At 73.8% G+C, this 26397-nt stretch carries 15 protein-coding genes; 9 read left to right on the forward strand and 6 right to left on the reverse strand.

Translation table 11 applies throughout. The features are described 5' to 3' along the window. Positions 1-2: 2 nt before the first annotated feature. Positions 3-4310, reverse strand: a complete 4308-nt coding sequence (locus ACFCY1_RS05590) for an amino acid adenylation domain-containing protein (protein ID WP_375873635.1) — start codon at positions 4308-4310, stop codon at positions 3-5. A gap of 56 nt (positions 4311-4366) precedes the next feature. Then, positions 4367-5176 (reverse strand): 2OG-Fe(II) oxygenase, encoded by an 810-nt coding sequence (locus ACFCY1_RS05595; protein ID WP_049650437.1) that lies wholly within the window; start codon positions 5174-5176, stop codon positions 4367-4369. A 455-nt stretch (positions 5177-5631) separates the two neighbouring features. Between ACFCY1_RS05595 and ACFCY1_RS05600 the strand changes: the two genes are divergently transcribed. The 3 genes from ACFCY1_RS05600 to ACFCY1_RS05610 all read left to right on the forward strand — a co-directional run bounded on the left by ACFCY1_RS05600 (position 5632) and on the right by ACFCY1_RS05610 (position 9264). Further along, the gene (locus ACFCY1_RS05600; RefSeq protein WP_375873636.1) at positions 5632-6585 is read left to right on the forward strand and encodes a Gfo/Idh/MocA family protein; all 954 of its coding nucleotides are present in this window, start codon (positions 5632-5634) and stop codon (positions 6583-6585) included. 225 nt (positions 6586-6810) lie between these two features. Beyond that, entirely contained in the window at positions 6811-8679 is a 1869-nt protein-coding gene (locus ACFCY1_RS05605; protein ID WP_375873637.1) for an endonuclease/exonuclease/phosphatase family protein, read from the forward strand. Between the two features lie 75 nt (positions 8680-8754). Further along, on the forward strand, positions 8755-9264 hold the full coding sequence (locus tag ACFCY1_RS05610; RefSeq protein WP_375873638.1) for a GNAT family N-acetyltransferase: 510 nt from the start codon (positions 8755-8757) through the stop codon (positions 9262-9264). 56 nt (positions 9265-9320) lie between these two features. On the opposite strand, the gene ACFCY1_RS05615 is transcribed toward ACFCY1_RS05610, so the two are convergent. The 4 genes from ACFCY1_RS05615 to ACFCY1_RS05630 all read right to left on the reverse strand — a co-directional run bounded on the left by ACFCY1_RS05615 (position 9321) and on the right by ACFCY1_RS05630 (position 15172). Next, positions 9321-11696, reverse strand: coding sequence for an ATP-binding cassette domain-containing protein (locus ACFCY1_RS05615; RefSeq protein ID WP_375873639.1), 2376 nt, complete (start codon positions 11694-11696; stop codon positions 9321-9323). Between the two features lie 228 nt (positions 11697-11924). Continuing rightward, positions 11925-12338 carry a VOC family protein gene (locus tag ACFCY1_RS05620; protein WP_049650434.1) on the reverse strand — a complete coding sequence of 138 codons (414 nt, stop codon included), beginning with the start codon at positions 12336-12338 and terminating at the stop codon, positions 11925-11927. A gap of 167 nt (positions 12339-12505) precedes the next feature. Beyond that, a complete protein-coding gene (locus ACFCY1_RS05625; RefSeq protein WP_375873640.1) occupies positions 12506-13729 on the reverse strand; it encodes a C40 family peptidase in 1224 nt (407 codons plus the stop codon). 192 nt (positions 13730-13921) lie between these two features. Beyond that, positions 13922-15172: a cytochrome P450 gene (locus tag ACFCY1_RS05630; RefSeq protein ID WP_375873641.1), complete on the reverse strand. Its 1251-nt coding sequence runs from the start codon at positions 15170-15172 to the stop codon at positions 13922-13924. 398 nt (positions 15173-15570) lie between these two features. On the opposite strand from ACFCY1_RS05630, the gene ACFCY1_RS05635 reads away from it, so the two are divergent. The 6 genes from ACFCY1_RS05635 to ACFCY1_RS05660 all read left to right on the forward strand — a co-directional run bounded on the left by ACFCY1_RS05635 (position 15571) and on the right by ACFCY1_RS05660 (position 26293). Beyond that, positions 15571-17652 carry a HelD family protein gene (locus ACFCY1_RS05635; protein ID WP_375873642.1) on the forward strand — a complete coding sequence of 694 codons (2082 nt, stop codon included), beginning with the start codon at positions 15571-15573 and terminating at the stop codon, positions 17650-17652. Between the two features lie 279 nt (positions 17653-17931). After that, positions 17932-19569: an acyclic terpene utilization AtuA family protein gene (locus ACFCY1_RS05640; RefSeq protein WP_375873689.1), complete on the forward strand. Its 1638-nt coding sequence runs from the start codon at positions 17932-17934 to the stop codon at positions 19567-19569. Then, positions 19566-21164, forward strand: a complete 1599-nt coding sequence (locus ACFCY1_RS05645; protein ID WP_074003733.1) for an acyl-CoA carboxylase subunit beta — start codon at positions 19566-19568, stop codon at positions 21162-21164. Before ACFCY1_RS05640 ends, ACFCY1_RS05645 begins: the two co-directional genes overlap by 4 nt. A gap of 13 nt (positions 21165-21177) precedes the next feature. Then, complete coding sequence (locus tag ACFCY1_RS05650) at positions 21178-23118, forward strand: acetyl/propionyl/methylcrotonyl-CoA carboxylase subunit alpha (protein ID WP_375873643.1); 1941 nt, start codon at positions 21178-21180, stop codon at positions 23116-23118. 13 nt (positions 23119-23131) lie between these two features. Next, positions 23132-24301: an acyl-CoA dehydrogenase family protein gene (locus tag ACFCY1_RS05655; protein WP_375873644.1), complete on the forward strand. Its 1170-nt coding sequence runs from the start codon at positions 23132-23134 to the stop codon at positions 24299-24301. 393 nt (positions 24302-24694) lie between these two features. Then, a complete protein-coding gene (locus ACFCY1_RS05660) occupies positions 24695-26293 on the forward strand; it encodes a 4-coumarate--CoA ligase family protein (RefSeq protein ID WP_049659698.1) in 1599 nt (532 codons plus the stop codon). The last annotated feature ends 104 nt before the right edge of the window (positions 26294-26397 follow it).

Consider the following 26397-nt stretch of genomic DNA (forward strand, 5'->3'; position numbering starts at 1 on the left):
GGTTACCTGGTGCCCGCGGAGGGGAGTTCGCCCTGCTGCCCGAGGCCGGTGAAGAAGGCGTGCAGCCAGGAGCCCGTCACCTCGGGGAACTCCACCCCCAGCCGGGCCAGCAGCCGCCGGGTGCGGGTGTGGTCGTACCGCACGTTGCGGTCCGGTCGGCCGGCCCAGAAGTGCGCGAGCGAGAGCTGCTCCCCGCCGTCGCCGAGGTAGCGGCCGAACAGCTCCGCGAAGCCTTCCGCCCCGTCCTCGGCCAGGGCGTACCCCTGGTCGCGCAGGACCGTGAAGAGCCGCTCGTAGGACACCTCGTGGTGGGTGTCGAGGTGGAAGGTGCCGCCCCGCACCCGCGCGCTGCGCGAGATCTCCAGGATGCCCCGCGCCACCACGTCCACCGGGCTCAGCGCGAGGGTCAGGGCGCCGACCCGGGGCACCCGGCCGATCCGCACCGACGCCCGCAGCAGCTGGACCAGCCGGTTGTCGCCGCCGTTGCGCTGGAAGCGGCCGGACACCGAGTGGCCGCTGACGTTGCCGGAGCGGTAGACGAACGCGTTGCCGCCCTGGGTGGCGAAGCCCTGCACGAGGCGCTCGGCGTCGTACTTGCTGCGCTCGTACTCGTTGAGGAACTCCTGGCCGATGTCCAGGCTGTCCTCCGAGAAGACGGCCGGCTCGCCCGGCGCGCCGCCGCCGCAGACCGCGAGCGTCGAGACGTAGTGCAGGTCCTTGGGCCGGCCGGTGGTCGCCAGTCGGATCATCGCCCGCACCGGCTCGGTGTTCTGCCGGTCGAAGGACTCGCGGTCGCCGAACAGCCTGGTGTCGGCGGCCAGGTGGTAGAGCGCCTCCGCCTCGTGGCACAGCCGTCGGTAGTCCGGCTCGGCGAGGCCGAAGTCCGGCTCGGCGAGGTCGCCGGCCAGCACGGTGAGCCGGTCGGCGTACGCGTCGAGGCGACCGTCCGGGACGTACCAGGCGTAGGCGTCCGCCAGGCGCTCGGCGGGTGTCCGGCCCTCCTTCGCGCGCACCAGGCAGACCACCTTCGACCGGGTGCGGGCCAGCAGGAGGTCGAGCAGGTGCGCGCCGATGAAACCGGTCGCGCCGGTGAGCAGGACGGTGCCGTACTCGCGGACGGACCCGGCGGGCGGCTCGCACTCCAGGGCGCCCGGCACCTGGGCGAGGAGCCCGGTGCTCGATCCCGACTCCAGCACGAACCGGCCGTCGGCGGGCGGGAGCCCCGCGCCGCGCAGCAGGTGGTCGCGGGTGGCGCGGGCCAGGTCGAGCATCCGCTCGGGGTCGTGGCGCGCGGGCGTGTAGGACAGGTCGGCCACCAGCTGCCCGTCGTGGACGCGCGCCGTGAGCTTGAGGCCGTAGCCGCGGTCGTTCTCCGGGCCGCGGACCGGCCCCACCGGGTGGCGCGAGGGCCGCAGGTGCAGGTCGTCGCCGAAGGGCAGGGCGAACGGGCCGAGGTAGTTGAAGCAGACGTCGGCCCGCTGCGGCTGCTCGTGCAGGCCGTAGGCGACCCCGAGGGCGGGCACCTCGGCCAGGGCCGCCGCCGCGGACTTGCCGGTGGCGGCGAGGTCCCCGGCGACGGTGCGCACGCTGACGGGGAACGTCGAGGTGAACCAGCCCACCACGCGGGAGACTTCGAGCGTCTCGTCGAAGCAGATCCGGCCGTGGCTCTCCACGTCCGCGACGAGTTCGTCCGTGCCGAGCTGCTCGGTGAGCGCCTGGGCGAAGGCACCCAGCAGTGCCGCGTGGGCGGGGATGCCGGAGCGGGCCGCGGCCTCGGTCAGGGCGGCGCTCTGCGCGCGCGACAGCCGGAACCAGAGGGCCTGGGCGTCGCCCTCGCGGTTGTCGCCGGGGGCGTCGGGCCGTGGTGCGACGGCGGGCAGCCGGGCCAGGGAGTCGAAGTGCGCGAGGTCCCCGCGCAGTTGCGCGGCCCGGTCGCGCAGGTGGGTGGCCCACTGGCCGAAGCCGGTCGGGCCGGGGGCGGTGGTGGGCTCGCCGCCGCGCAGCCGCTCGCTGTAGCAGCGGCTGAGGTCGCTGACGACGATGCGCCAGGAGACCGCGTCGATCGCCAGGTGATGGCAGATCAGCAGCAGTTCGGCCCGGCCGTCGCCGAGGAAGAGGTGCACCTTGAAGAGGTTGCCGTCCGCGATGCGGATCTCCCGCTGGAGGGCGGCCGCGACGTCCCGGACGGTCCGGGCGGCCGGGCCGTCCTCCTCGGGCAGCCGGGACCAGCTGAACGCGTCGGCGGGATCGACGAGTTCGCGCCGCCGGCCGTCGGCTCCCGGGCGGAACGCGGTGCGCAGCATGGGGTGCAGGCCCACCACGTCGGCGACCGCGGCGGCCAGCTCGGCCGGCCGCGGCGTGCTGTCGGTCTCCAGCAGCAGGGCCTGGTTCCACTGGTCGGGCTGGGCGAACTCCTGCCGGAAGAACCAGGTCTGGGCGGGGGAGAGCGCACGGTCGTCCGCGACGACCCGGGCGGCGGACGCGCGGCCGTGGTCGTCGCCCCCGCGGTCCTCCCGCAGCCGGGTGGCCAGGGCGGCCGCCGTCGGCTCGGCGAGGAAGGCCGCGGCCGACACCCGGTAGCCCTTGGCCTGGAGGTCCGCGATGACCTGGATGGCGTCGATCGAGCTGCCGCCGGCCTGGTCGAAGTCCTGGTCGACCGCGAAGTCGCCGTGGCCCAGGTGCCGTTGCCAGGAGGCGAGGACGTCGGCGAGCACCGGGTCGCCGCCGTCGGCGGCGGGGTCGGACGGGCGGGGCGTGCGCTCGGCGAGCCGTGCTTCGAGCAGCTCCCGGAGGGCGGCCTGGTCGGTCTTCCCATTGGCGTTGCGCGGAAAGGCGTCGAAGGCCTCGATCCGGTCGGGGACCATGTGCGCGGGCAGCAGCTCCCGCAACTCCCGGCGCAGCGCGGCCGGTTGGACCGCCGGACGGCCGTCGGCGGCCGGCACCACGGCGGCGACCAGCATCGCCCGGTCCCTGGTGAGCAGGACGGCCACCGCGTCGGCGACCGCCGGGTGCCGGCGCAGGCCCGCCTCGACGTGGCCGAGTTCGATCCGGTACCCGCTGACCTTGACCTGCCGGTCGCCCCGGCCGAGGAACTCCAGCACGCCCCGGGAGTCGGCGCGCACCCGGTCGCCGGTGCGGTAGGCGCGTCCGAGGGCCGGGTCGAGCCGCGCGAGGTCGTCCGTGAAGGCCGCCGCGGTGGCCTGCGGGTCGTCCCGGTAGCCGAGCGCCACCGACGGGCCGGCGATGTACAACTCGCCCACCGCGTCCCGGTCGTGGAAGGTCCCGTCGTCGGCGCGGACCAGGAGCCGGGTGCGGCCCAGCGGGGTGCCGATGGGCACGGAGGCGCCGTCGAGGGCGTCGAGGTCGCTCGCGGCGGTCAGCCGGTGCGCGGCGACGCCCACCGTCGCCTCGGTGGGCCCGTAGTGGTTGACGAGGTTCCGGGTGACACCGGAGTCGAGGATCCGGCGGGCCAGCGGCAGCGCCAGCAACTCCCCGCCGAGCAGCAGGAAACGCAGCTCGGGCCGGGTCGCCCCGTCCTGCCCGAAGGCCCGGAAGACCACGCTCCAGTGCGAGGGGGTGGTCTTCAGGACGTCCACCCGGTGGTCCTGGAGGTAGCGCAGGAGCGCCGCCGGGTCGCGCCGGGTGGCGTCGTCCACCAGGTGCAGCGTGCCGCCGGTCCACAGCGGGAGGAACAGGCAGGTGTTGCCGAGATCGGCGGCGAGCGTGGTGACGTGCGCGTAGGAGAGCGGTTCGGTGATGTCGAGCCGCTGGAGCAGGGACTCGGTGTAGTGCCGGATGTTGGCGTGCGAGACCTGCACGCCCTTGGGCACCCCGGTGGAGCCCGAGGTGTAGAGCACGTAGGCCGTGTCGTCGTCGTCGGCGGGTCCGGGTGCCGCGGGCCCGTCGGCGGGGGCCGGCGGGGGCACGAGGCTGCCGCCGGCCTCGTGCCCGTCCGCCACCCGCAGTCCGGACCGGCGCAGCTCGCCGTGGTGGCGCGGCTCGGCGAGCACGAGGTCGGGGGCGGCGAGGGCGAGCCGGTTCGCCCCCTCGGCGACCGGTTCGGTGGGCTCGACGAGGGTGAAGGCCGCGCCGGCGCCGAGGACCGCCAGCTGGGCGACCACGGCGTCGGCCGTGCGGTCGAGATGGATGCCGACCAGACAGCCGCGACCGATGCCCGACGCCCGCAACAGGTCCGTCAGACGGTCCGCCCTGGAAGCGAGTCGGGCGTAGGTCAGACGTTCCCGACCCACGACGACGGCCGTTCGATGCGGGTGGGTTCGCGCGTGTGCGCGGACGAGCGCCGGGAGCATGCCGAAGTCCTCTCTGCGTGTCGACGGTCGATTCGAAGGCTGTGGCGGGAGCGGCGTCAGCTCCAGTAGACGAGCGGTTCCTTCGGGCCCTTGGTGGCGATGAACGCGGCCGCGCCGACCCGGTGTTCGTCCTCGCCGCTGGTCACCGCGTGCAGCATCCGGGGGCTGAAGATGATCAGGTCGCCGGCCTCGGGGTGGATCACGTGGACCGGGGGCTCCACGGAGTCGGGCTGCAGGCCCTCGACGTCGAGGATCGTCGCGGTCTCCTCCGGGGTCGGCTCGCGCAGCCAGAGGTGCAGGTCGCCGCCCTTCTTCGGGACCTGGAGGTAGACGTTGGCGACCAACTGGTTGAGCACGCCCGCGATTTCGGGGGCGTCGGTCTCCTGGTCGATCGCGTCGTTGTGCGGGTAGAACTTCGAGGTCGAGGGCTGGAAGACGCGGAAGGCGCCGACGAAGCAGGCCCGCTCGCGCAGCCGCAGCAGGTTGGCGCCGGCCGGCCACAGTTCCTGCAGCTCCAGGCGCACCCGGTCGATCGGCGAGAGGTACGGGTGGAACATCGAGCGGACGTCCTCGATGGCCGGCAGGGCGCTGTCGTGGTACTGCTTCGTCAGCTCGGCGTCCCACTTGGTGTCGATGTGCGGCATGTACACCCGTCCGACACTGCTGGTGTACTGCTTGTGGTAGTGCCCGAGCGCCTGGTGGTTGATCGCCTTCTGGGCGACCTGCTCGGCGATCTCGACGGGGTAGTAGCCGCGTACGTGGATCGCGCCGATCTCGCGCTCGGCCAGCTGGAGCAGGGTCCGGGCGGTGAGTTCGGTGGCGATCTCGTTCGTTGCCGACCTGACGACGTGCGCGGTGGCGGTCATGAGCGTGCTCCTGGGAAAGCGACGGGACAGGACTGTGCGCGCGCCCCCGGCGTTCATCGGGGCGTTGGTGCGGTGGAGGCGTCGGAGGGGCCGCCGGCGGTGCCGTGACGCGTGAGCGGCACGGCGGACACGCCCGGCGGGGGTCTCGGCCGCGAGGACGCGTGGAGCGGCACGAGGAGTGGAACGGGCGGTCGGCCGCGGGGGCGTTCGGAGCCCTGGTTCCGCCGCGTCCCTCCGTTCCGTGACACCGGGCCCCCCGGGTGTCAGCGCTCGATCACCGTACCCCAGACAATGTGACAGTACAATGTCATGTTGTCCGAAGGGGCTGTGATCAGCCACTGGTGACGGATGGTCAGCAGTTCACGGACGGGGCCGGACGGCGGGCGGTGGCGTGCCCGGGCCGGCCGGTGCGTAAGGTGGGTCCGCCGATGATCGTCCGCATGCCGGGAGGCCTCATGACCAGCACGCCAGCCGCCGACGCCCCGCTCCCGGTCGGGGTGATCGGCCTCGGCGACATCGCCCAGAAGGCCTACCTGCCGGTGCTCACCGCGCTGCCCGGGCTCGACCTGCGGCTGATGACCCGGGACGCGGCCAAGCTCGACCGGCTCGGCGAGACCCACCGGATCGCCCCCGAGCGCCGCTTCACCGACCTCGGCGCGCTGATCGGCAGCGGCATCCGCGCCGCCTTCGTGCACGCCGCCACCGACCAGCACGTCCCGATCGTCGAGCAGCTGCTCACCGCCGGGGTGGACGTCTACGTCGACAAGCCGCTCGACTACACCCTGGACGGCGCCCGCCGCCTGGTCGACCTCGCCGACCGCACCGGCCGCTCGCTGATGGTCGGCTTCAACCGCCGCTACGCGCCCGGCTACGCCCAGGCCAAGGAGCGCCCGCGCGACCTGATCGTGCTCCAGAAGAACCGCGAGGGCCTGGCCGAGGCGGCCCGCACCCTGGTGTTCGACGACTTCATCCACGTCGTGGACGTACTGCGGTTCCTGGCCCCCGGCGAGATCGAGCACGTGGACGTCCGCGCCCGCACCCGGGACGGGCTGGTCGAGCACGTGGTGCTCACCCTCGGCGGCGAGGGCTTCACCGCCCTCGGCATCATGAACCGGGTCTCCGGCTCCACCGAGGAGGTGCTGGAGGTCTCCGGCGGCGACTCCAAGCGCGAGGTGCACAACCTGGCCGAGGTGGTCGACCACCGCGGCCAGCCGACCGTCCGCCGCCGCGGCGACTGGGTGCCGGTGGCCCGTCAGCGCGGCATCGAGCAGTGCGTGCTCGCCTTCCTGGCGGCCGTCCGCGCCGGGCGCACCCTGGACGCCCACGACGCGCTGCGCACCCACGAGCTGTGCGAGCTGGTGGTGGAGCGGATCGAGGCTTCCTGGGAGTCCGCTGGGAGCGGGCTGTGAGAAACCCGGGCTGAGCGGCCGTCACGTCACCCGCGGGGAACCGTCCGTTCACCGCCGGGGTCTTGTCGGGGCATTTTCTACGCGCGTATCTTGAGGGGCGCCGCGGGGGGCGGGAGACCGTCCTCCGCTTCTTCGCCACGCGAGCAGCGCGCGCCCGACGCGCGCCTCCGCCCGGACCGCCGTGCCACGACCGTGCCGCACGACGGAGCTAGGAGCCCTGCCCCGGTGACCACCGCCCCCGCCTCCCGCCCCCGCAGAACCCTGCTGCGCGCCGCCCTGATCCCGGCCACGCTGGCCGCCTCGCTGGTGCTCGTCCCGCTGCCGGTGGCGAACGCCGCCGCGCCCGCGACCCCGGCCCCGACCGAGGCCGGCCCGCTGCGGATCCACGACATCCAGGGCAGCACCCGGATATCCCCGCAGGCCGGCAAGCCCGTCACCGGAGTGCCCGGCATCGTCACCGGCGTGCGCGCGTACGGCAGCGTCAAGGGCTTCTGGCTCCAGGACCCGAACCCCGACGCCGACCCGGCCACCAGCGAGGGCATCTTCGTCTACACCGGCGGCAACCCGACCGTGCAGGTCGGCGACTCGGTGCTGGTGAGCGGCAAGGTCACCGAGTACTACCCGAACTACAGCGGCGGCTCGCAGTCCATCACCGAGATCACCGCCCCCGGCATCACCGTCCTGTCGGCCGGCAACCCGCTGCCCGCCCCGGTGGTCGTGGACACCCGCAACATCCCCGGCACCTACGCCCCGCCGGCCGGCCCGGACGGCTCCATCGACGGCGGCACGCTCCAGCCGGAGAAGTACACCCTCGACTTCTACGAGTCGCTGGAGGGCATGCTCGTCCAGGTCAAGGACGTCCGGGTGGTGCAGGCGACCGACAAGTACAACGAGCTGTGGGTCGCCGCCGACAAGCAGGACCAGCGCAGCAAGCGCGGCGGCCTGCTGTACGAGTCGTACAAGGAGCCCAACGTCGGCCGGCTGATGATCCAGCAGCAGGCCCCGGTGAACCAGCGGCCCTTCCCGGTCGCCAACGTCGGCGACGAGCTGACCGGCACCACCACCGGCCCGCTGGACTACAACAACTTCGGCGGCTACACCCTGGTCGCCGGCACCATGGGCACCCTGAAGGACAACCACCTCCAGCGCGAGGTCACCGCCCAGGCCGGCGACCGCGAACTCACCCTCGCCACCTACAACGTGGAGAACCTGGCCCCGGGCAACCCGGACGCCAAGTTCGCCGAGCTGGCCCAGGGCGTCGTCACCAACCTGCGCTCGCCCGACATCGTCGCCCTGGAGGAGATCCAGGACAACAACGGCAACAAGAACGACGGCACGGTGGACGCGAGCCAGACCGTCGCCAAGTTCATCGCCGCGATCAAGGCGGCCGGCGGCCCGGCCTACGACTGGCGCTCGGTCGACCCGCAGGACGGCAAGGACGGCGGCGAGCCCGGCGGCAACATCCGCCAGGTCTTCCTGTTCAACCCGCAGCGGGTGTCCTTCACCGACATCCCCGGCGGCAGCGCCACCACCGCCGTCGGCGTGACCGGCACCGGCGCGGGCACCGCGCTGACCGCCTCGCCCGGCCGGATCGAGCCGAACGACGAGGCCTGGACCAACAGCCGCAAGCCGCTGGTCGGCCAGTTCTCCTTCCGCGGCAAGAAGGTCTTCGTCATCGCCAACCACTTCAACAGCAAGGGCGGCGACCAGGGCATCGACAGCCGCTTCCAGCAGCCGACCCGCAGCTCCGAGGTGCAGCGGATCAAGCAGGCCACCGTCGAGCAGTCCTTCGTCGCCAAGCTGCTGGCCGCCGACAAGGAGGCCAAGGTCGTCTCCCTCGGCGACTTCAACGACTACCAGTTCTCGCCCGCGCTCGCCGCGCTCACCAAGGACGGCGTGCTGCGCGACCTGGTGAACGAGCTGCCGGAGACCGAGCAGTACTCGTACGTCTACCAGGGCAACTCGCAGGTGCTGGACCACATCCTGGTCAGCCCCGAGGTCGGCTACGCCAAGTACGACGTGGTGCACATCAACGCCGAGTTCGCCCAGCAGGCCAGCGACCACGACCCGCAGGTGGTCCGCATCAAGCCGTAGTCCGGGCACCGGTTACGCTGCCTCCGCCGCCGGTGATCACCGGCGGCGGAGGCAGCGCCGTGTGACGGGGAGACGATGGACCACCGGATCGAGCGGATCGGACGCGAGGACTGGCAGCGCCTGCGGAAGGTACGGCTGGCCCAACTCCTCGACACGCCCCTGGCGTTCGGCGAGACCCACGAGTACGCGAGCCACCAGGGCGAGGGCAACTGGCGGGCCCGCTGCAACTGGGTCAACGAGCCCGACAAGCTGGGCCTGGTCGCGGTGGACGCCACGGGGGAGTGGGTCGCCACCATGCTGTCCGTCCCGAACCGGGAGCAGCCCGGCGCGCTCGACCTGATCGGCGTCTGGGTGGACCCGGCGCACCGCGGCCGCGGGCACGGCGTCGCCGACGCCCTGCTGGACGCGGTGCTCGCCTGGGCGCGGGTCCGGGGCGCCGGGCGGATGCTGCTCGGGGTGCACGAGGCCAACCCCCGCGCCGCCGCCTTCTACCTGCGGCGCGGGTTCGCCCACACCGGCGGGTCCACGCCGTACGTGCTGGACCCCTCGGCGCGGATCCTGGAGATGGCCCTCCCGCTGGACTGACCGGCCCGGCGGGAGAGCCCCGGCTCCGCGCAGGCGCGGCGCGGAGTCGGTACGGCTCAGCCCAGGTACCGGGCCAGCGCCTCGCCGGTCAGCGTGGAGCGAGCGGCGACCAGCTCGGCCGGGGTGCCCTCGAAGACCACCCGCCCGCCGTCGTGGCCGGCACCCGGCCCGAGGTCGATGATCCAGTCGGCGTGCGCCATCACCGCCGGGTGGTGCTCGATCACGATGACCGACTTGCCGGACTCGACCAGCCGGTCCAGCAGTCCCAGCAACTGCTCGACGTCGGCCAGGTGCAGGCCGGTGGTCGGCTCGTCCAGCACGTAGACGCCGCCCTTGTCCGCCATGTGGGTGGCCAGCTTGAGCCGCTGCCGCTCGCCGCCGGAGAGCGTGGTCAGCGGCTGGCCGAGGCTCAGGTAGCCGAGCCCGACGTCGGCCAGCCGCTCCAGGATCCGGTGCGCGGCCGGGAGCTTCGCCTCGCCCGAGCCGAAGAACTCCTCCGCCTCGGTCACCGACATCGCCAGCACCTCGGCGATGTCCCGCCCGCCCAGGTGGTACTCCAGCACCGCCGGCTGGTAGCGCTTGCCCTCGCAGTCCTCGCAGGTGGTGGCCACCCCGGCCATCATCGCCAGGTCGGTGTAGACCACCCCGGCGCCGTTGCAGGTCGGGCAGGCGCCCTCGGAGTTGGCGCTGAACAGGGCCGGCTTCACGCCGTTGGCCTTGGCGAAGGCCTTGCGGACGGGTTCGAGCAGCCCGGTGTAGGTGGCCGGGTTGCTGCGCCGGGAGCCCTTGATCGCCCCCTGGTCGACCGAGACCACGCCCTCGTCGACCGGGATCGAGCCGTGGATCAGCGAGCTCTTGCCGGAGCCCGCCACCCCGGTCACCACCGTGAGCACCCCGAGCGGGACGTCCACGTCCACGTCCCGCAGGTTGTGGGTGCTCGCGCCGCGGATCTCCAGCGTGCCGGTGGGCTTCCGTACGGCCTCGCGCAGCGCCGTCCGGTCGGACAGGTGGCGGCCGGTCACCGTGCCGCCGGCGCGCAGCCCCGCCACGTCGCCCTCGTAGCAGACCGTGCCGCCGGCCGCACCGGCCCCCGGGCCGAGGTCGACCACGTGGTCGGCGATCGCGATGGTCTGCGGCTTGTGCTCCACCACCAGCACCGTGTTGCCCTTGTCCCGCAGGCGCAGCAGCAGCCGGTTCATCCGGTCGATGTCGTGCGGGTGCAGGCCGGTGGTGGGCTCGTCGAAGACGTACGTGGTGTCGGTGAGCGAGGAGCCGAGGTGGCGGATCATCTTGACCCGCTGCGCCTCGCCGCCGGACAGCGTGCCGGAGGGGCGGTCCAGCGAGAGGTAGCCGAGGCCGATCTCCACGAAGGAGTCGAGGGCCTGCCGGAGCGTGCCGAGCAGCGGCGCCACCGAGGGCTCGTCGAGGTCGCGGACCCAGTCGGCGAGGTCGCTGATCTGCATCGCGCAGGCGTCGGCGATGCTGATCCCGGCGATCTTCGAGGAGCGGGCCGCCGCGCTGAGCCGGGTGCCCTCGCAGTCGGGGCAGGCGGTGAAGGTCACGGCCCGCTCCACGAAGGCCCGGATGTGCGGCTGCAGCGCTTCCTTGTCCTTGGAGAGCATCGACTTCTGGATCTTGGGGATCAGGCCCTCGTAGGTGAGGTTGACGCCGTTGACCTTGACCTTGGTCGGCTCCCGGTACAGGAAGTCCTGCATCTCCTTCTTGGTGAACTTGCGGATCGGCTTGTCCGGGTCGAGGAAGCCCGAGTTGGCGTAGACGCCGACCGTCCACCAGCTGTCGGTCTTCCAGCCGGGGATGGTGAACGCGCCCTCGGAGATCGACTTGCTGTCGTCGTACAGCTGGCTGAGGTCGATGTCCGAGACGCTGCCGCGGCCCTCGCAGCGCGGGCACATGCCGCCGGTGATGCTGAAGCTGCGCCGCTCCTTGACCGTCTTGCCGCCGCGCTCGACGGTGACGGCGCCGGCGCCGCTGATCGACGGGACGTTGAAGGAGAAGGCCTTGGGGGAGCCGATGTGCGGGGTGCCGAGGCGGCTGAACAGGATGCGCAGCATCGCGTTGGCGTCGGTGGCGGTGCCGACGGTGGAGCGCGGGTCGGCGCCCATCCGCTGCTGGTCGACGATGATCGCGGTGGTCAGGCCCTCGAGGACGTCCACCTCGGGGCGGGCCAGGGTGGGCATGAAGCCCTGGACGAAGGCGCTGTAGGTCTCGTTGATCAGCCGCTGGGACTCGGCGGCGACGGTGTCGAAGACCAGCGAGCTCTTGCCCGAGCCGGACACCCCGGTGAACACCGTCAGCCGGCGCTTGGGGATGTCGATGCTGACGTCCTTGAGGTTGTTCTCGCGCGCGCCGTGCACGCGGATCAGGTCGTGGCTGTCGGCGACGTGCGGCCGCGCGTCCGTCCGCTTGGGCATCGTTCTCTTCGCTCCCTGGCTCTCGGCGGTCTCTCGGGGGTCTCTCTGAGGCCTCTCCGGGGGAGGGGCCGGAGGGCCCGCCCCGCGGCCGCCGTCGGTGTGCTCGAACCCTTCGATCCAACCATCGATCCGGCCGGGATCGAACGGCTTTCGGGTGCGGCCGACGGCGGGGAGGGACGGGCCCCGGCGCCCTCGGGCCGGGCCGGGCTTGTCCCGGCCCAGCCCGGCTCAGCTCAGCTCGTTGAAGCGGACCATGGTGCCCGCCGGGTCGCGGAACGCGCAGTCGCGGACGCCGTACGGCTGGGTGGTCGGCTCCTGGACGAGCTCGGCGCCGCCGGACTTCAGCCGGTCGAAGACGCCGTCCAGGTCGCGGGTGCCCAGGACGACCCGGGCGTAGGTGCCCTTGGCCATCATCTCGGTGATGGTCCGCTGCTCCTCCTCGGTGCGGCCCGGGTCGGCGGAGGCCGGCTCCAGCACCAGGGAGACGTCCGGCTGGCCGGCCGGGCCGACGGTGATCCAGCGCATCGGGCCGCCGCCGACGTCGCTGCGTACCTCGAAGCCGAGCAGGTCGCGGTAGAAGGCGAGGGAGGCCTCGGGGTCGGTGTGCGGGAGGAAGGTCCAGTGAATGGTGAGGTCGCTCATGACTGCAACGCTAGGCGCGCACCCCGGCCGCGCGCTTCTCGAATCCTGATCGCTTCCCGTCCCTCCCCGCGGCGCTCCCCGCGTTCCTCCCCGGGGCGCTCCTCGGGGAGGAACGACCGCGCCGGCCGCCTCGGGGGAGACGGCCGGCGCGGGTCGGAGCACGGTTCCTAGCAGTCGGGGATGGTCGTGCCGTTGTTGTCCTTGGCGGTGTCGTTGCCCCAGCGGGAGAGGTAGAACGCGGAGACCCACTGGCCGGCGGGGCCCCCGTCGGCGTCGGTCCTCAGCCACCAGTGGTTGACGCTGCCGCCGTTGGAGACCTCGCGGCCCCAGGCCTTGCAGTAGACGTAGTTCGTCCCCTGGTTCAGCGTCCCGGTGGCGTTGGTGGAGGTCGGCGAGGAGTAGACGCTCGCGCTCGCGAAGGTGTCCACCCAGTACTTGCCGGTGGCGGGCGGGGTGCCGCCGCCGGGGCAGGTGGGGATGGTCGTGCCGTTGTTGTCCTTGGCGGTGTCGTTGCCCCAGCGGGACAGGTAGAACGCGGACACCCACTGGCCGCCGGGGCCGGAGTCCGGGTCGGTCTTCAGCCACCAGTGGTTGAAGGCGCTGCCGTTGGAGACCTCGCGGCCCCAGGCCTTGCAGTAGACGTAGTTCGTGCCCTGGTACAGCGTCCCGGTGCTGGTGGTGGAGGTCGGGGAGCCGTACACCGGCGCGTTGGCGAGGGTGTCCACCCAGTACTGGCCGCTGTTCGACGGGGGCGTGGTCGGCGGCGGGGTGGTGGAGCCGGGGCCGTACAGCCGGATGGCGCCGTAGTAGTCGCCGTGCGAGGAGAGCGTCGCCACCTGGACGTAGCCGCCGGAGTAGGGGGCCTCCACTATCCAGCCCTGCCCGAGGTACATCGCGACGTGGTGGATGGTGGAGGCGGTGTTGCCGAAGTACACCAGGTCGCCGGGGAGCAGCGGTGCGGTCCCGTCCGCCCGGTAGTAGCGGGCGACGGCGCGGGAGGTCGGCCACTGGGTCCGGGTGGTGCCGTTGATGACGTCGTCGCCGACCGCCAGGTCGTAGGCGTAGCGGACCATGCCGGAGCAGTCCAGGCCGCGGACGTTGCAGTCGTTGGGGGCGCCGTTGGCGGGGTCGCAGAGGCCGTACGTCGGGCCGGGCCGCGAGCCGTGGCCGCCGCCCCACGAGTACGGGGTGCCGATCAGCCCGCAGGCGGAGCGGACGGCGGCGGTCGCCTGCGGCGCCGCACCGGTGGAGAGCACCCCGCAGGCGGGCGCCGCCTCGGCCGCCCCGGCACCGGCGAAGAACACTCCGACCGACACCAGCAGCGACAGCAGGGCCGCCCACCGCAGCGGGGCGACCAGCCACCGCGACAGAACGTTTACGCGCGTAGTCATGGTCGCGAATACTTCCGGAGCCGCTGACTCCGGGTCAATGGTCCTGTCCCCCATACCTCCTGTGGTCCGCACACTTGCCGGTGTGCAGGTCACGGGCACGACTACCGGCAACAAGGGGGCAGCCCGGCGCGGACGTGCCGCAGCGGCCACCGGGCCGGGCTGCTCGCCCCCGGGTGGCACCGGGGTGGGCCGTCACACCCCGGCGGCCAGGGCGGGCGTCGGGACGACCCAGAGCTCGGCGGGGCCGTTGATGATGGCGGACTCCAGCCGGGCCGGCGTCGGACGGGACGGGTCCAGGGCGCTGTCGGGGTAGGCGCCGAACAGGCCCTCCAGGGCCACCTCGGTCTCCAGTCGGGCGAGGGGCGCGCCGAGGCAGAAGTGCGGGCCGTAGCCGAAGGCCAGGTGCTCCTTGTCGGGGCGCGTCGGGTCGAAGTCGTCCGGCCGCTCAGGGTGGACCTCCGGGTCCCGGCCGGCCGCGCCGAAGCCGAGCAGGATCGGCTCGCCCCGCCGGATGACCACGCCCTCGCCCAGGTCGACGTCCTCCAGCGGGTAGCGGAGCGGGAGGTGCATCGCCGGGCTCTCGTAGCGCAGGGTCTCCTCGACGACGGCTTCCCAGCCGAGGGTGCCCGCGCGGACCCCGGCCAGGTGGCGGGGGTGGGCCAGGAGGGCCTGGACGGCGCTGGTGATGAGGTTGACCGCGGTCTCGTACCCGGCGCCGAGCATCAGGAAGAGGATGTCGCGGGACTCCTCCTCGCTGCGGCCGGTCCCGTCGCCGGTGTCGACGGCCGCCACGTCGCTGGCGAGGTCCGGGCCGGGGTCGCGCCGCTTGAGCGCCAGCAGCTCGGTCAGCACCACGTTGATCTCCGCGCGGGAGCGCGTCATCTGCTCGTTCGTGGCCGTCGTCGTCAGCAGGGTGTCCATCGCCGTGCCGATGGGCGGCCGCATGTCGGCCGGTACGCCGAAGAGGTCGCAGATCACCGTCATGGTCAGCGGACGCGAGAGGGCGTGGCGCAGGTCCACGGCCTCGCCGGGGCCGAGCGTACGGAACGCGCCGACCAGGGTGGCGGTGGTCTTCTCGATGCCGGGCCGCAGCGCGGACACCCGGCGGGGCGCGAACGAGGGCGCCATCCGGCGCCGGGCCGAGCGGTGTTCGCCGCCGTAGAGGTTGAAGAAGTTCTGCTGGAACGCGATCGGCCCCATCGGCCAGCCCTCGGGCACCGAGGCCAGGCCGGGCCAGTGCCTGCGCGGGTCGCGGGAGATCCGCGGATCGCCGGTCAGGGCGCGGATCACCGAGCTGCGGGTCACGGACCAGGCGATGATGCCGCCGGGGAGTTCGACCCGCACGGCGGGCCCGGCGGAGCGGAGCTCGGCGTTCTGCCGGTGCGGGTCCCGGGCGGTCATGTCCAGCACCGGGCAGCGGCTGACGTCTGGATCTGGAGCCATGGTGTTGCTCCTCAGGATCTCTCGGGTTGCCCCGGGCGGGCCGTGCCGGGGCACGGTCCACCGTCTCCGGGGCCTGTGCTCCGTTGTAGAGGGGTACGGCGCGGCCGTCAACGGGGCCGCGGCCCGTCCGTGGCGTTCGGCGCCGGTCGCCGCGCCGGGTCTTTCCCCTTTTCCCGAGCACGGCACGACATCACCGGCGCCCGGGGCGGGCCCGCCCATAAGGCATACGGGCATCGGGAACGCAAATCGGCGATATGCGGAACGGCGGAATGCGTAATGCGCCGCACGGTCGGCCGTCCTGGAATCGGCGGTAAGGCCATGGCTTCACCAGGTAAGTCAAGACTTACCTTCGAGGGGCTTTGACCGTATGGTGTGGCTCGAATCGAAGGAGCCCCCTGATGTCGAATACGAATGATCCCGTCGTGCGCGCGGTTGCGTCGGAGCGCAATTATGTGTCCGCCCTGTATGAATTCCTCACCGAGCGGCTTTCCGAGGCGCGAATGCACCGGGCGGGTCTGCTGAAGGCCCCGGTGGAAAGCGCGGGTGAGGCGTACGAGAGGGAAATCGCCGCCGATCGGCTGGCCAGGGAAATCGGTCGGCTGGCGGGCGCCGAAAGGGGCCTGGTATTCGGGCGGATCGACTGGGCGGACGGCACGGCCCTGCGCATCGGGCGGATCGGACTGCACCGGGAGGAGGACGACCTGCCCCTGCTGGTGGACTGGCGTGCGAACGCGGCGCGGCCGTTCTACGAGGCGACGCCGGTTCACCCGATGGGCCTGCGGCGGCGCCGGCACCTGCGCCTGGAGGAGCGCACGGTCGTCTCGGTGAGCGACGAGCTGCTGGACGGGAGCGCCCCGACCGAGGAGGACGTCGTGGGGGACGGCCCGCTGACCGAGGCGCTGTCGGCACGGCGCACGGGCCGGATGGAGGCGGCCGTCGCCACGCTGCAGGCCGAGCAGGACGAGGTGGTCCGCTCCGCCCACCGCGGGGTGACCGTGGTGCAGGGCGGGCCGGGCACCGGAAAGACGGTGGTCGCCCTGCACCGGGCGGCCTACGTCCTGTACGCGTTCCCGCGCGCCGCGGAGGAGGGCGTCCTGGTGGTGGGCCCGAACGCCCGGTTCCTCGACTACATCTCCCAGGTCCTCCCCTCGCTCGGCGAGAACGACGTCGTCCTGGCGACCTGCCGGGAGCTGGCCGGAGTGTCGCCGGCCGCGGCGGACCGGTTCGACACGGCGCGGCTCAAGGGCGGCGCCGAGCTCGCCGACGCCCTGGCCGGCCTGCTGCGCGCCTACCAGGCCCCCGCCGGCGACTTCACCGTGCGGGTCGGACGGGAGCCGGTCCACCTGTCCGACGAGGAGGTCGCCACGGCACGCGACGCCGCCGCGGCGGCCGTACCGGGGCACAACCCCGCGCGCCAGGTGTTCAAGGAACTCCTGGTCGACGCCGTCACCGACGCGATGCAACGGGACATGGGCGACGTCCTGGAGCAGATCGACGCCGACACCGTCGCGATGACGGGCCTGGACCTCGACCGGTTCACGGGGGCCGGCCGGCACCGCGGCGAAGGAGCGGCCGACACGGGTCCGGCGCACGAGCTGGACCTGGACGCCCTCCGGGCCGATCTCCTCGACGACGCCGGCCTCGACCGGGCGGTCGAGGCGCTGTGGCCGCGGCTGGCGCCCGGCGACCTCGTGCGGGCGCTGCTGACGGACGCCGACGCCCTCGCCGAGCAGCTGCCCCGGCTGACCGCGCCGGAGCGGTCCCTGCTGCTGCGCGGTCCGGACGCCCCGTGGACCGACGCCGACGTGCCGCTGCTGGACGAGGCGGCGAGCCTGGTCGACGGCCCTCCGGAGCGGACGTACGGGCACGTGGTCGTCGACGAGGCACAGGAACTGACCGCCATGCAGTGGCGGATGATCGTCCGCCGCTGCCCGGCGCGGGCGATGACGCTGGTCGGCGACTTCGCCCAGGCGGGCCCGGTCGCGACGGCGCGCGACTGGAAGGAGGCGCTGGCCCCCCACGTCGGACCGCGGTTCAGGCTGCACGACCTGACCGTCAGCTACCGCACCACGCAGGAGATCCTGGAGAGCGTGCGGGGCCTGCTCGCGCGGATCGCCCCGGAGCAGAAGCCCACCCGGTCGCTGCGCGGCGGTGAGAGCCCCCGCACCGTGACCACGCCCCCGGACGGGTTGGCCGCCGCCGTCCTCCGGGAACTCCAGGCCCAGAGCGCCGCGCACCCGGGCGAGCTGCTGGGAGTGGTCTGCGCGGACACCAGGGTGGGCGAGCTGACGGCCCGGGGCGTCGCCCACCACGCGCGCGTCGTGCCAGCCTCCGAGGCGCGCGGCCTGGAGTTCGACGGGGTCCTCGTCGTGGACCCGGAGGAGATCACCGCGGCCCGCCCCGGCGGGGAGCGGGACCTGTACGTGGCCCTGACCAGGGCCACCAAGCGCCTCTGCACGATCACCGTCCAGCCCGCCTGACGCCCCGGTGCCGGCGCCCGCGCCCGCGCCGTCGCCGCGGGCGCGCCCGGCGCGGGACGGACACCGAGGCGCGGCGTGGGCGGGGTACACCGGATCGCAGAAAACAAGCAAGCGTGATTGCTTTTTTCTGCGGGCGGTGCCACGCTGCTGGCGGTGGCGCCCGTCGAAGGGTGCGCCCAACTCACCGGCAGGGGAGGCGCATTGGTGCGCGACGGCGCGGTACTGCGGATCGGCAACGCCTCGGGGTTCTACGGGGACCGCTTCGCCGCGGTGCGGGAGATGCTCACCGGCGGGCCGCTGGACGTGCTCACCGGGGACTACCTGGCCGAGCTGACCATGCTGATCCTCGCCCGGGACCGGTTGAAGGACCCGTCGCTGGGCTACGCCCGGACCTTCCTGCGCCAGATGGAGGAGTGCCTCGGCCTGGCCCGCGAGCGCGACGTGAAGATCGTGGTCAACGCGGGCGGCCTCAACCCGGCCCGGCTCGCCGAGGAGCTGCGCGCGCTGGCCCGGCGGCTCGGCGTCGAGGCGGCCGTCGCCCACGTCGAGGGCGACGACCTGCTCCCGCGCCGGGACGAACTCGGGCTGCCGGAAGGCCTGTTGGCCGCCAACGCCTACCTCGGCGGGTTCGGCATCGCCGCCTGCCTGAGCGGCGGCGCCGACGTGGTGGTGACCGGCCGGGTGACGGACGCGGCGCTGGTCGTCGGCCCCGGGATCGCCCGCTTCGGCTGGACCCCGGAGGACCTGGACGCCCTGGCCGGCGCCGTGGTGGCCGGGCACGTCCTGGAGTGCGGCGCCCAGGCGACCGGCGGCAACTACGCCTTCTTCCACGAGCACGACGTGACCCGCCCCGGCTTCCCGCTGGCCGAACTGCGCGCCGACGGCTCCAGCGTGATCACCAAGCACCCGGGCACCGGCGGCGCCGTCACCGCCGGCACCGTCACCGCCCAACTCCTGTACGAGACCGGCGGACCGCGCTACCTCGGCCCGGACGTCACGGCCCGGCTGGACACCGTTCGGCTCACCGCGGAGGGGCCGGACCGGGTCCGGATCGACGGCGTGCGGGGCGAAGCCCCGCCGCCCACCCTGAAGGCGGGTCTCAACCGGCTCGGCGGCCACCTCAACGAGGTGGTGTACGTCCTCACCGGCCTGGACATCGAGGCCAAGGCCGCCCTGGTGCAGCGGCAGTTCGCCGACGCGCTGCCGCCCGCCGCCCGTCCCGCCGAACTGCGCTGGACCCTCGTCCGCACCGACCACCCGGACGCCGCCACCGAGGAGACCGCCTCCGCGCTGCTGCGGCTGACCGCCCGGGACCAGGACCCGGCCAAGGTCGGGCGCCGACTAGGCAAGGCCGCGGTCGAATCGGGGCTGTCCGGGTACCCGGGCTTCCACCTCACCGCCCCGCCCGGACCGGGCACGCCGTACGGGGTGTTCAGCGCCGTGTCCGTCGACCCGAAGGCCGTCGAGCACACCGCCGTCCTGCCGGACGGCCGCCGGATCGCCGTTCCGCCGGCGCCCGTCACCGGCCATGCCGCCCAACCCGACCGGCCCGAAGCCGAGTTGCCCGAACCGCTCCCCGAGGGCCCGACCCGGCGGGCCCCGCTCGGCCTGGTGGCCGGCGCCCGCAGCGGCGACAAGGGCGGGGACGCCAACCTCGGCGTCTGGGCCCGCTCCGAGGACGGCTGGCGCTGGCTGGCGCACGTCCTCACCGTGGAGAAGCTGCGCGAACTGCTGCCCGAGACCGAGGAGTTGCCCGTCACCCGGCACCTGCTGCCGAACCTGCGGGCGGTCAACTTCACCCTCACCGGCCTGCTCGGCGAGGGCGTCGCCGCCCGGCACCGCTTCGACCCGCAGGCCAAGGCCCTCGGGGAGTGGCTGCGCGCCCGCCACCTCGACATCCCGGAGGTCCTGCTGTGACCGTGCTGCCCACCCGCGTCGACCCGGCCGGGCCCGAGTACGCCGGGCACCGCGCCGCGATGGTCGCCAAGCTCGCCGAGCTCGACGCCGAGCACGCCAAGGCGCTGGCGGGCGGCGGCCCCCGGTACGTGGAGCGCCACCGCGGGCGCGGCAAGCTGCTGGCCCGTGAGCGGATCGAGCTGCTGGTCGACCCGGACTCCCCGTTCCTGGAGCTGTCCCCGCTGGCCGCCTGGGGGAGCGATTACCCGGTGGGTGCGGCCCTGGTCACCGGCATCGGGGTGGTCGAGGGCGTCGAGTGCGTGATCACCGCCAACGACCCGACGGTGCGCGGCGGCGCCAGCAACCCCTGGACCCTGCGCAAGGCCCTGCGGGCCAACGAGATCGCGCTGGAGAACCGCCTCCCGCTGGTCAACCTGGTCGAGTCCGGCGGCGCCGACCTGCCCAGTCAGAAGGAGATCTTCATCCCCGGCGGCGCCCTGTTCCGCGACCTCACCCGGCTCTCCGCCGCCGGAGTCCCCACCGTGGCCGTGGTGTTCGGCAACTCGACGGCCGGCGGCGCCTACGTGCCCGGCATGTCCGACCACACCGTGCTGGTCAAGGAGCGCGCCAAGGTCTTCCTCGGCGGCCCGCCGCTGGTGCGGATGGCCACCGGCGAGGAGGCCGACGACGAGTCGCTCGGCGGCGCCGAGATGCACGCCCGGGTCTCCGGGCTGGCCGACCACGTCGCGGCGGACGAGGCGGACGCGCTGCGGATAGCCCGCCGGATCGTCGCCCGGCTCGACCACCGCAAGCCCGGCCCCGGCCCGGACCGGGGCGCCGAGCCGCCCAGGTACGACGAGGAGGAGCTGCTGGGCATCGTCCCGGGCGACCTCAAGGTGCCCTTCGACCCGCGCGAGGTGATCGCCCGGATCGTCGACGGCTCCGACTTCGACGAGTTCAAGCCGCTCTACGGCACCAGCCTGGCCACCGGCTGGGCGCGCCTGCACGGCTACCCGGTCGGCGTCCTGGCCAACGCCCAGGGCGTGCTGTTCAGCCAGGAGTCCCAGAAGGCCGCCCAGTTCATCCAGCTGGCGAACCGGCGGAACACCCCGCTGCTGTTCCTGCACAACACCACCGGCTACATGGTCGGCAAGGACTACGAGCAGGGCGGCATCATCAAGCACGGCGCGATGATGATCAACGCCGTCGCCAACTCCACCGTCCCGCACCTGTCCGTGCTGATGGGCGCCTCCTACGGGGCCGGCCACTACGGCATGTGCGGCCGGGCGTACGAACCGCGCTTCCTCTTCTCCTGGCCGAGCGCCAAGTCCGCCGTGATGGGCCCGCAGCAGCTCGCCGGGGTGCTGTCGATCGTCGCCCGGCAGTCGGCCGCGGCGAAGGGCCGGCCGTACGACGAGGACGCTGACGCGGCGATCCGGGCGATGGTCGAGCAGCAGATCGAGGCCGAGTCCCTGCCGGTGTTCCTGTCCGGCCGGCTCTACGACGACGGCGTCATCGACCCGCGCGACACCCGTACGGTGCTCGGCCTCTGCCTGTCCGCGATCCACAACGCCCCGGTCGAGGGCGCGCGTGGCTACGGCGTCTTCCGGATGTGAGGGACCCCAGACGATGATCACCAACCTGCTGGTCGCCAACCGGGGCGAGATCGCCCGCCGGGTCTTCCGGACCTGCCGGGAACTCGGCATCGCGACCACCGCCGTCCACTCCGACCCGGACGCCGGCGCCCCGCACGTGCGCGAGGCCGACGCCGCCGTCCGGCTGCCCGGCGCCGCGCCCGCCGACACCTACCTCCGCGCCGACCTGCTCGTCCGCGCCGCGCTCGCCGCCGGGGCCGACGCCGTCCACCCCGGGTACGGATTCCTCTCCGAGAACGCCGACTTCGCGCGGGCCGTGCTGGACGCGGGCCTGGCCTGGATCGGCCCGCCGCCCGCCGCGATCGCCGCGATGGGCTCCAAGACCGCCGCCAAACGGCTGATGGCCGAGGCCGGGGTGCCGGTGCTGGGCGCGCTCACCGAGCCCGCCGAGGCCGACCTGCCGCTGCTGGTCAAGGCCGCGGCGGGCGGCGGCGGGCGCGGCATGCGGGTCGTCCGGAGCCTGGCCGAGCTCCCCGGCGAACTCGCCGCCGCCCGCGCGGAGGCGGCCAAGGCCTTCGGCTCGGACGAGGTGTTCTGCGAGCGCTACCTGCCCGCCGGGCGCCACGTCGAGGTCCAGCTGCTGGCCGACGCCCACGGCACCGTCTGGGCGGTCGGCGACCGGGACTGCTCGCTGCAGCGGCGGCACCAGAAGGTGATCGAGGAGGCCCCAGCCCCCGGCCTGCCGCCGGAGGTCCGCGCCGAGCTGCACGCGGCGGCCCGCGCCGCGGCCCGGGCGATCGGCTACACGGGCGCCGGCACCGCCGAGTTCCTGCTCGCCGGGGACGGCCGGTTCTTCTTCCTGGAGATGAACACCCGCCTCCAGGTCGAACACCCGGTCACCGAGGCCGTCACCGGCCTGGACCTGGTGGCCCTGCAACTCGCCGTCGCCGAGGGCGCGGAGCTGCCGCCCGACCCCCCGGCCCCCGCCGGCCACGCGATCGAGGCCCGGCTCTACGCCGAGGACCCGGCCAAGGACTGGCAGCCGGCCACCGGAACCCTGCACCGGTTCGAACTGACGCTCCCGTACCAGGAGTTCACGTGTGCCGGAGCGGGCTCCGGCACCGGCCTCCGGCTGGACTCCGGCGTGGAGTCCGGCAGCGAGATCACCCCGCACTACGACGCGATGCTCGCCAAGGTGATCGCCTGGGGGCCCACCCGCGCGGCCGCCGCCCGCCGGCTCGCCGACGCGCTCGCCCGCGCCCGCGTCCACGGCCCGGCCACCAACCGGGAGCTGCTGGTCCGGGCGCTGCGCCACCCGGCCTTCCTGGCCGCGGACCTGCACACCGGCTTCCTGGCCGAGCACGCCGCCGACCTCACCGCCCCGGACACCAAGGGCGTCGACCGCGCCGCGCTGGCCGCCGCCCTCGCCGACGCCGCCGGCCGCCGCGGCGCGCTGCCCTCCGGCTGGCGCAACCTGCCCTCCCAGCCGCAGCTCAAGCGCTACCGGGCCGAGGACGGTACCGAGGCGGCCGTCCGCTACCGGCACACCCGCACCGGCCTGCTGGCCGAGGACCACCCGGACGTCGAACTCGTCGAGGCCGCGCCGGACCGGGTCGTGCTGTCCGAGGGCGGGCTGCGCCGCACCTACCGCGTCGCCCGGTACGGCGACCGGGTGCACGTCGACACCCCGGCCGGCGGCACCGCGCTCACCGCCCTGCCGCGCTTCCCCGAACCCGTCGTCCGCACCGACCCCGGCGCGCTGCTCGCCCCGATGCCCGGCACCGTCGTCCGGGTCGCCGCCACCGTCGGGGACACCGTCACCGCCGGCCGGCCGCTGCTGGTGCTGGAGGCGATGAAGATGGAGCACCGCGTCGTCGCCCCGGTCGACGGCACCCTCGTCGAACTGCGCGCCACCCCCGGCCGGCAGGTCGAAACCGGCACCCTGCTGGCCGTCGTCCGGCCCACCGAAGCCTGAGGAAGGACCCCGCATGTCCATCGGCAGTCAGCTCCTGGAGACCCCCGAACGCCAGACCCTGCGCCGGGCCGTCGGCGACCTCGGCCGCCGCTACGGCTCCGCCTACTACCTCGCCAAGGCCCGGGCCGGCGAGCCCGCCGACGAACTGTGGGCGGAGGCCGGCAAGGCCGGCTACCTCGGCGTCAACCTGCCCGCCGAGTACGGCGGCGGGGGCGGCGGCATCACCGACCTCGCCATCGTCCTGGAGGAGCTCGGCGCCGCCGGCTGCCCGCTGCTGATGCTGATCGTCTCCCCGGCGATCTGCGGCACCGTGATCGCCCGCTACGGCACCCCGGAGCAGCAGCGGCGCTGGCTGCCCGGCCTGGCCGACGGCAGCCGCAGGATGGCCTTCGGCATCACCGAACCGGACGCCGGCTCGAACTCGCACCGGATATCCACCGTCGCCCGCCGGGACGGCGAGGACTGGCTGCTGACCGGCCGCAAGGTCTTCGTCTCCGGCATCGACCACTCCGACGCGGTGCTGTTCGTGGCCCGCACCGAGGACGCGCGGACGGGGAAGCTGAAGCCCTGCCTGTTCGTCGTCCCGCGCGACACCCCCGGCTTCGAGTACCGGGCGATCCCGATGGAACTCGTCGCCCCGGAGAAGCAGTTCCAGGTCTTCCTGGACGACGTCCGACTGCCCGCCGACGCCCTGGTCGGCGACGAGAACGCGGGTCTGCTCCAGCTGTTCGCCGGTCTCAACCCCGAGCGCGTCCTCACCGCCGCCTTCTCGCTCGGCCTCGCCCGCCAGGCCCTCGGCAAGGCCGTCGAGTACGCGAAGACCCGCACCGTCTGGTCCACCCCGATCGGCGCCCACCAGGGCCTGGCCCACCCGCTGGCCCAGTGCGCGGTGGAGATCGAACTGGCCCGGCTGATGACCCAGAAGGCCGGGCTGCTCTACGACGCGGGCGAGGACCTCGCCGCCGGGGAGGCCGCCAACATGGCCAAGTACGCGGCGGGGGAGGCCGCCGCCCGGACGGTGGACCAGGCGGTGCAGACCCTCGGCGGCAACGGCCTGACCCAGGAGTACGGGCTGGGCGCGCTGCTGACCGCCACCCGGGTCGGCCGGGTCGCCCCGGTCAGCCGCGAGATGGTGCTCAACTACGTCGCCCAGCACACCCTCGGGCTGCCGAAGTCGTACTGAGCGGCCGCCGCCGGTGGTCCCGAGCAGCCGCCGCCGCACCCGCCACCCCGGTCGGCCACCCGTTCGGTGTCGCCCGCCAGGGTGGCGCCGGCGCAGGCCTTGACGTAGCCCTCGCCACCGGGCGCGGCCGGAGCGGCAGGAGCGGGACGGGGCCGGACAGGGGCCCCACAGCGGGGAGTTCGGGGGACGGGGCCGCTCCCGGAGGCGGGCGGCCGTGGTGCGCGCCCTCCGGTCGGGCGCCCCCCGGGAGCGACCGTGCCACGGATGGTCCATTACGGGTTCCCCACAATGGCCGAGCCAGGCCCCCTACTGTCCGTATGCTCCTGAACGCGCCCCGCACGGAACTGCTAGCCGGTTTTGTTGCTACGTCAACTTCCATACTGGAGGCCCACCTTGGTGTTCCGAAGCGAGTTCCCCGACGTTGCCGTGGTCGACCTGCCGATCCACGAGGCGGTGCTCGGCGCCGCGGCGAAGTACGGCGACCGCCCGGCCCTGATCGACGGCGTCACCGGCGAGACCACCAGCTACGCCCAACTCGCCGACGCCGTCGAGCGGGTGGCCGCCGGACTGGCCGAGACAGGCGTCCGCCGCGGCGACGTCGTCGCCCTCTTCAGCCCCAACTCGACCGCCTACCCGATGGCCTACTACGGCGCGACCAGGGCCGGCGCCACCGTCACCACCGTCTCGTCCTTCGCCACCCCCGCCGACCTCGCCGGCCAGCTGCGCGACAGCGGCGCCCGCTGGCTCGTCACCGTCTCCCGCTTCCTGCCGACCGCCCGTGCGGCCGCCGAACTCCTCGCCGAACAGGGCCGCCCGCTGGCCGAGACCGTCGTCCTGGACGGCGCCGAGGGCCACCGCTCGCTCGCCGACCTGCTGGCCGCCACCGGCCCCGCCCCCGAGGTCGCCATCGACCCGGGCGAGGACATCGCCGTGCTGCCCTACTCCAGCGGCACCACCGGCCTGCCCAAGGGCGTGATGCTCACCCACCGCTCGATCGCCACCAACCTCTCCCAGTGCGACGCCCTCTACCGCCCCGCCGAGGGCGAACGGGTCCTCGCCGTCCTGCCGTTCTTCCACATCTACGGACTGGCCGCGCTGCTCAACCAGCCGCTGCGCTGCGGCGCCACCGTGGTCGTGCTGCCCCGCTTCGACCTGGAGCAGTTCTGCCGCACCGTCCAGGAGCACCGGGTGCAGGCCCTGGTGGTGGCCCCGCCGATCGCCCTCGCGCTGGCCCGGCACCCCGTCGTGGAGCAGTACGACCTCTCCTCGGTCGAGTACCTGCTGTGCGCCGCCGCCCCGCTCGACCACGAACTCGCCGACGCCTGCGCCCGGCGCCTGGGCCTGCCGCACCTGCTCCAGGGCTACGGCATGACCGAGCTCTCCCCGGTCACCCACGTCGTCTCCCCGCGCGAGGGCGACCCCTCGCCCGGCTCGGTCGGCCGGATGGTCCCCTCCACCGAGCTGCGGATCACCGCCCTGGACGGCTCCGACGGCGACCTCGGGCCCGGCGAGCCCGGCGAGCTGCTGATCCGCGGCCCGCAGGTGATGAAGGGCTACTTCGGCCGCCCCTCCGAGACCGCCGCGGTGGTCGACGCCGAGGGCTGGCTGCACACCGGCGACGTCGGCTTCGTGGACGAGCGCGGCTACCTGTACATCGTCGACCGGGTCAAGGAGCTGATCAAGTACAAGGGCTACCAGGTCGCCCCCGCCGAACTGGAGGCCGTCCTGCTCGGCCACCCGCAGATCACCGACGCCGCCGTGATCGGCGTCCCGGACGCCGAGGGCACCGAGTGCCCCAAGGCCTTCGTGGTCCGCGCCCCGGGCAGCACCCTGACCGCCGAGGAGGTCACCGGGTACGTCGCCGGACAGGTCGCCCCGTACAAGAAGGTCCGCCTGGTGGAGTTCGTCGACACCGTCCCCAAGTCCGCGGCCGGCAAGATCCTGCGCCGCGAACTGCGCGCCCGCGAGGCCGGGCGCGCCGCCGCCCGCTGACCGGCCGGGGCCGCCCCGGCGGCCGGGGACCGGGGCGCGTCTGTGAGGATCGTCCCGCCGCGCCCCGACCGGCACCCGCCGCGCCCCGACCGGAACAGGAACCG

It is taken from the genome of Kitasatospora sp. NPDC056273, from assembly GCF_042268845.1.
Lineage (GTDB): Bacteria > Actinomycetota > Actinomycetes > Streptomycetales > Streptomycetaceae > Kitasatospora.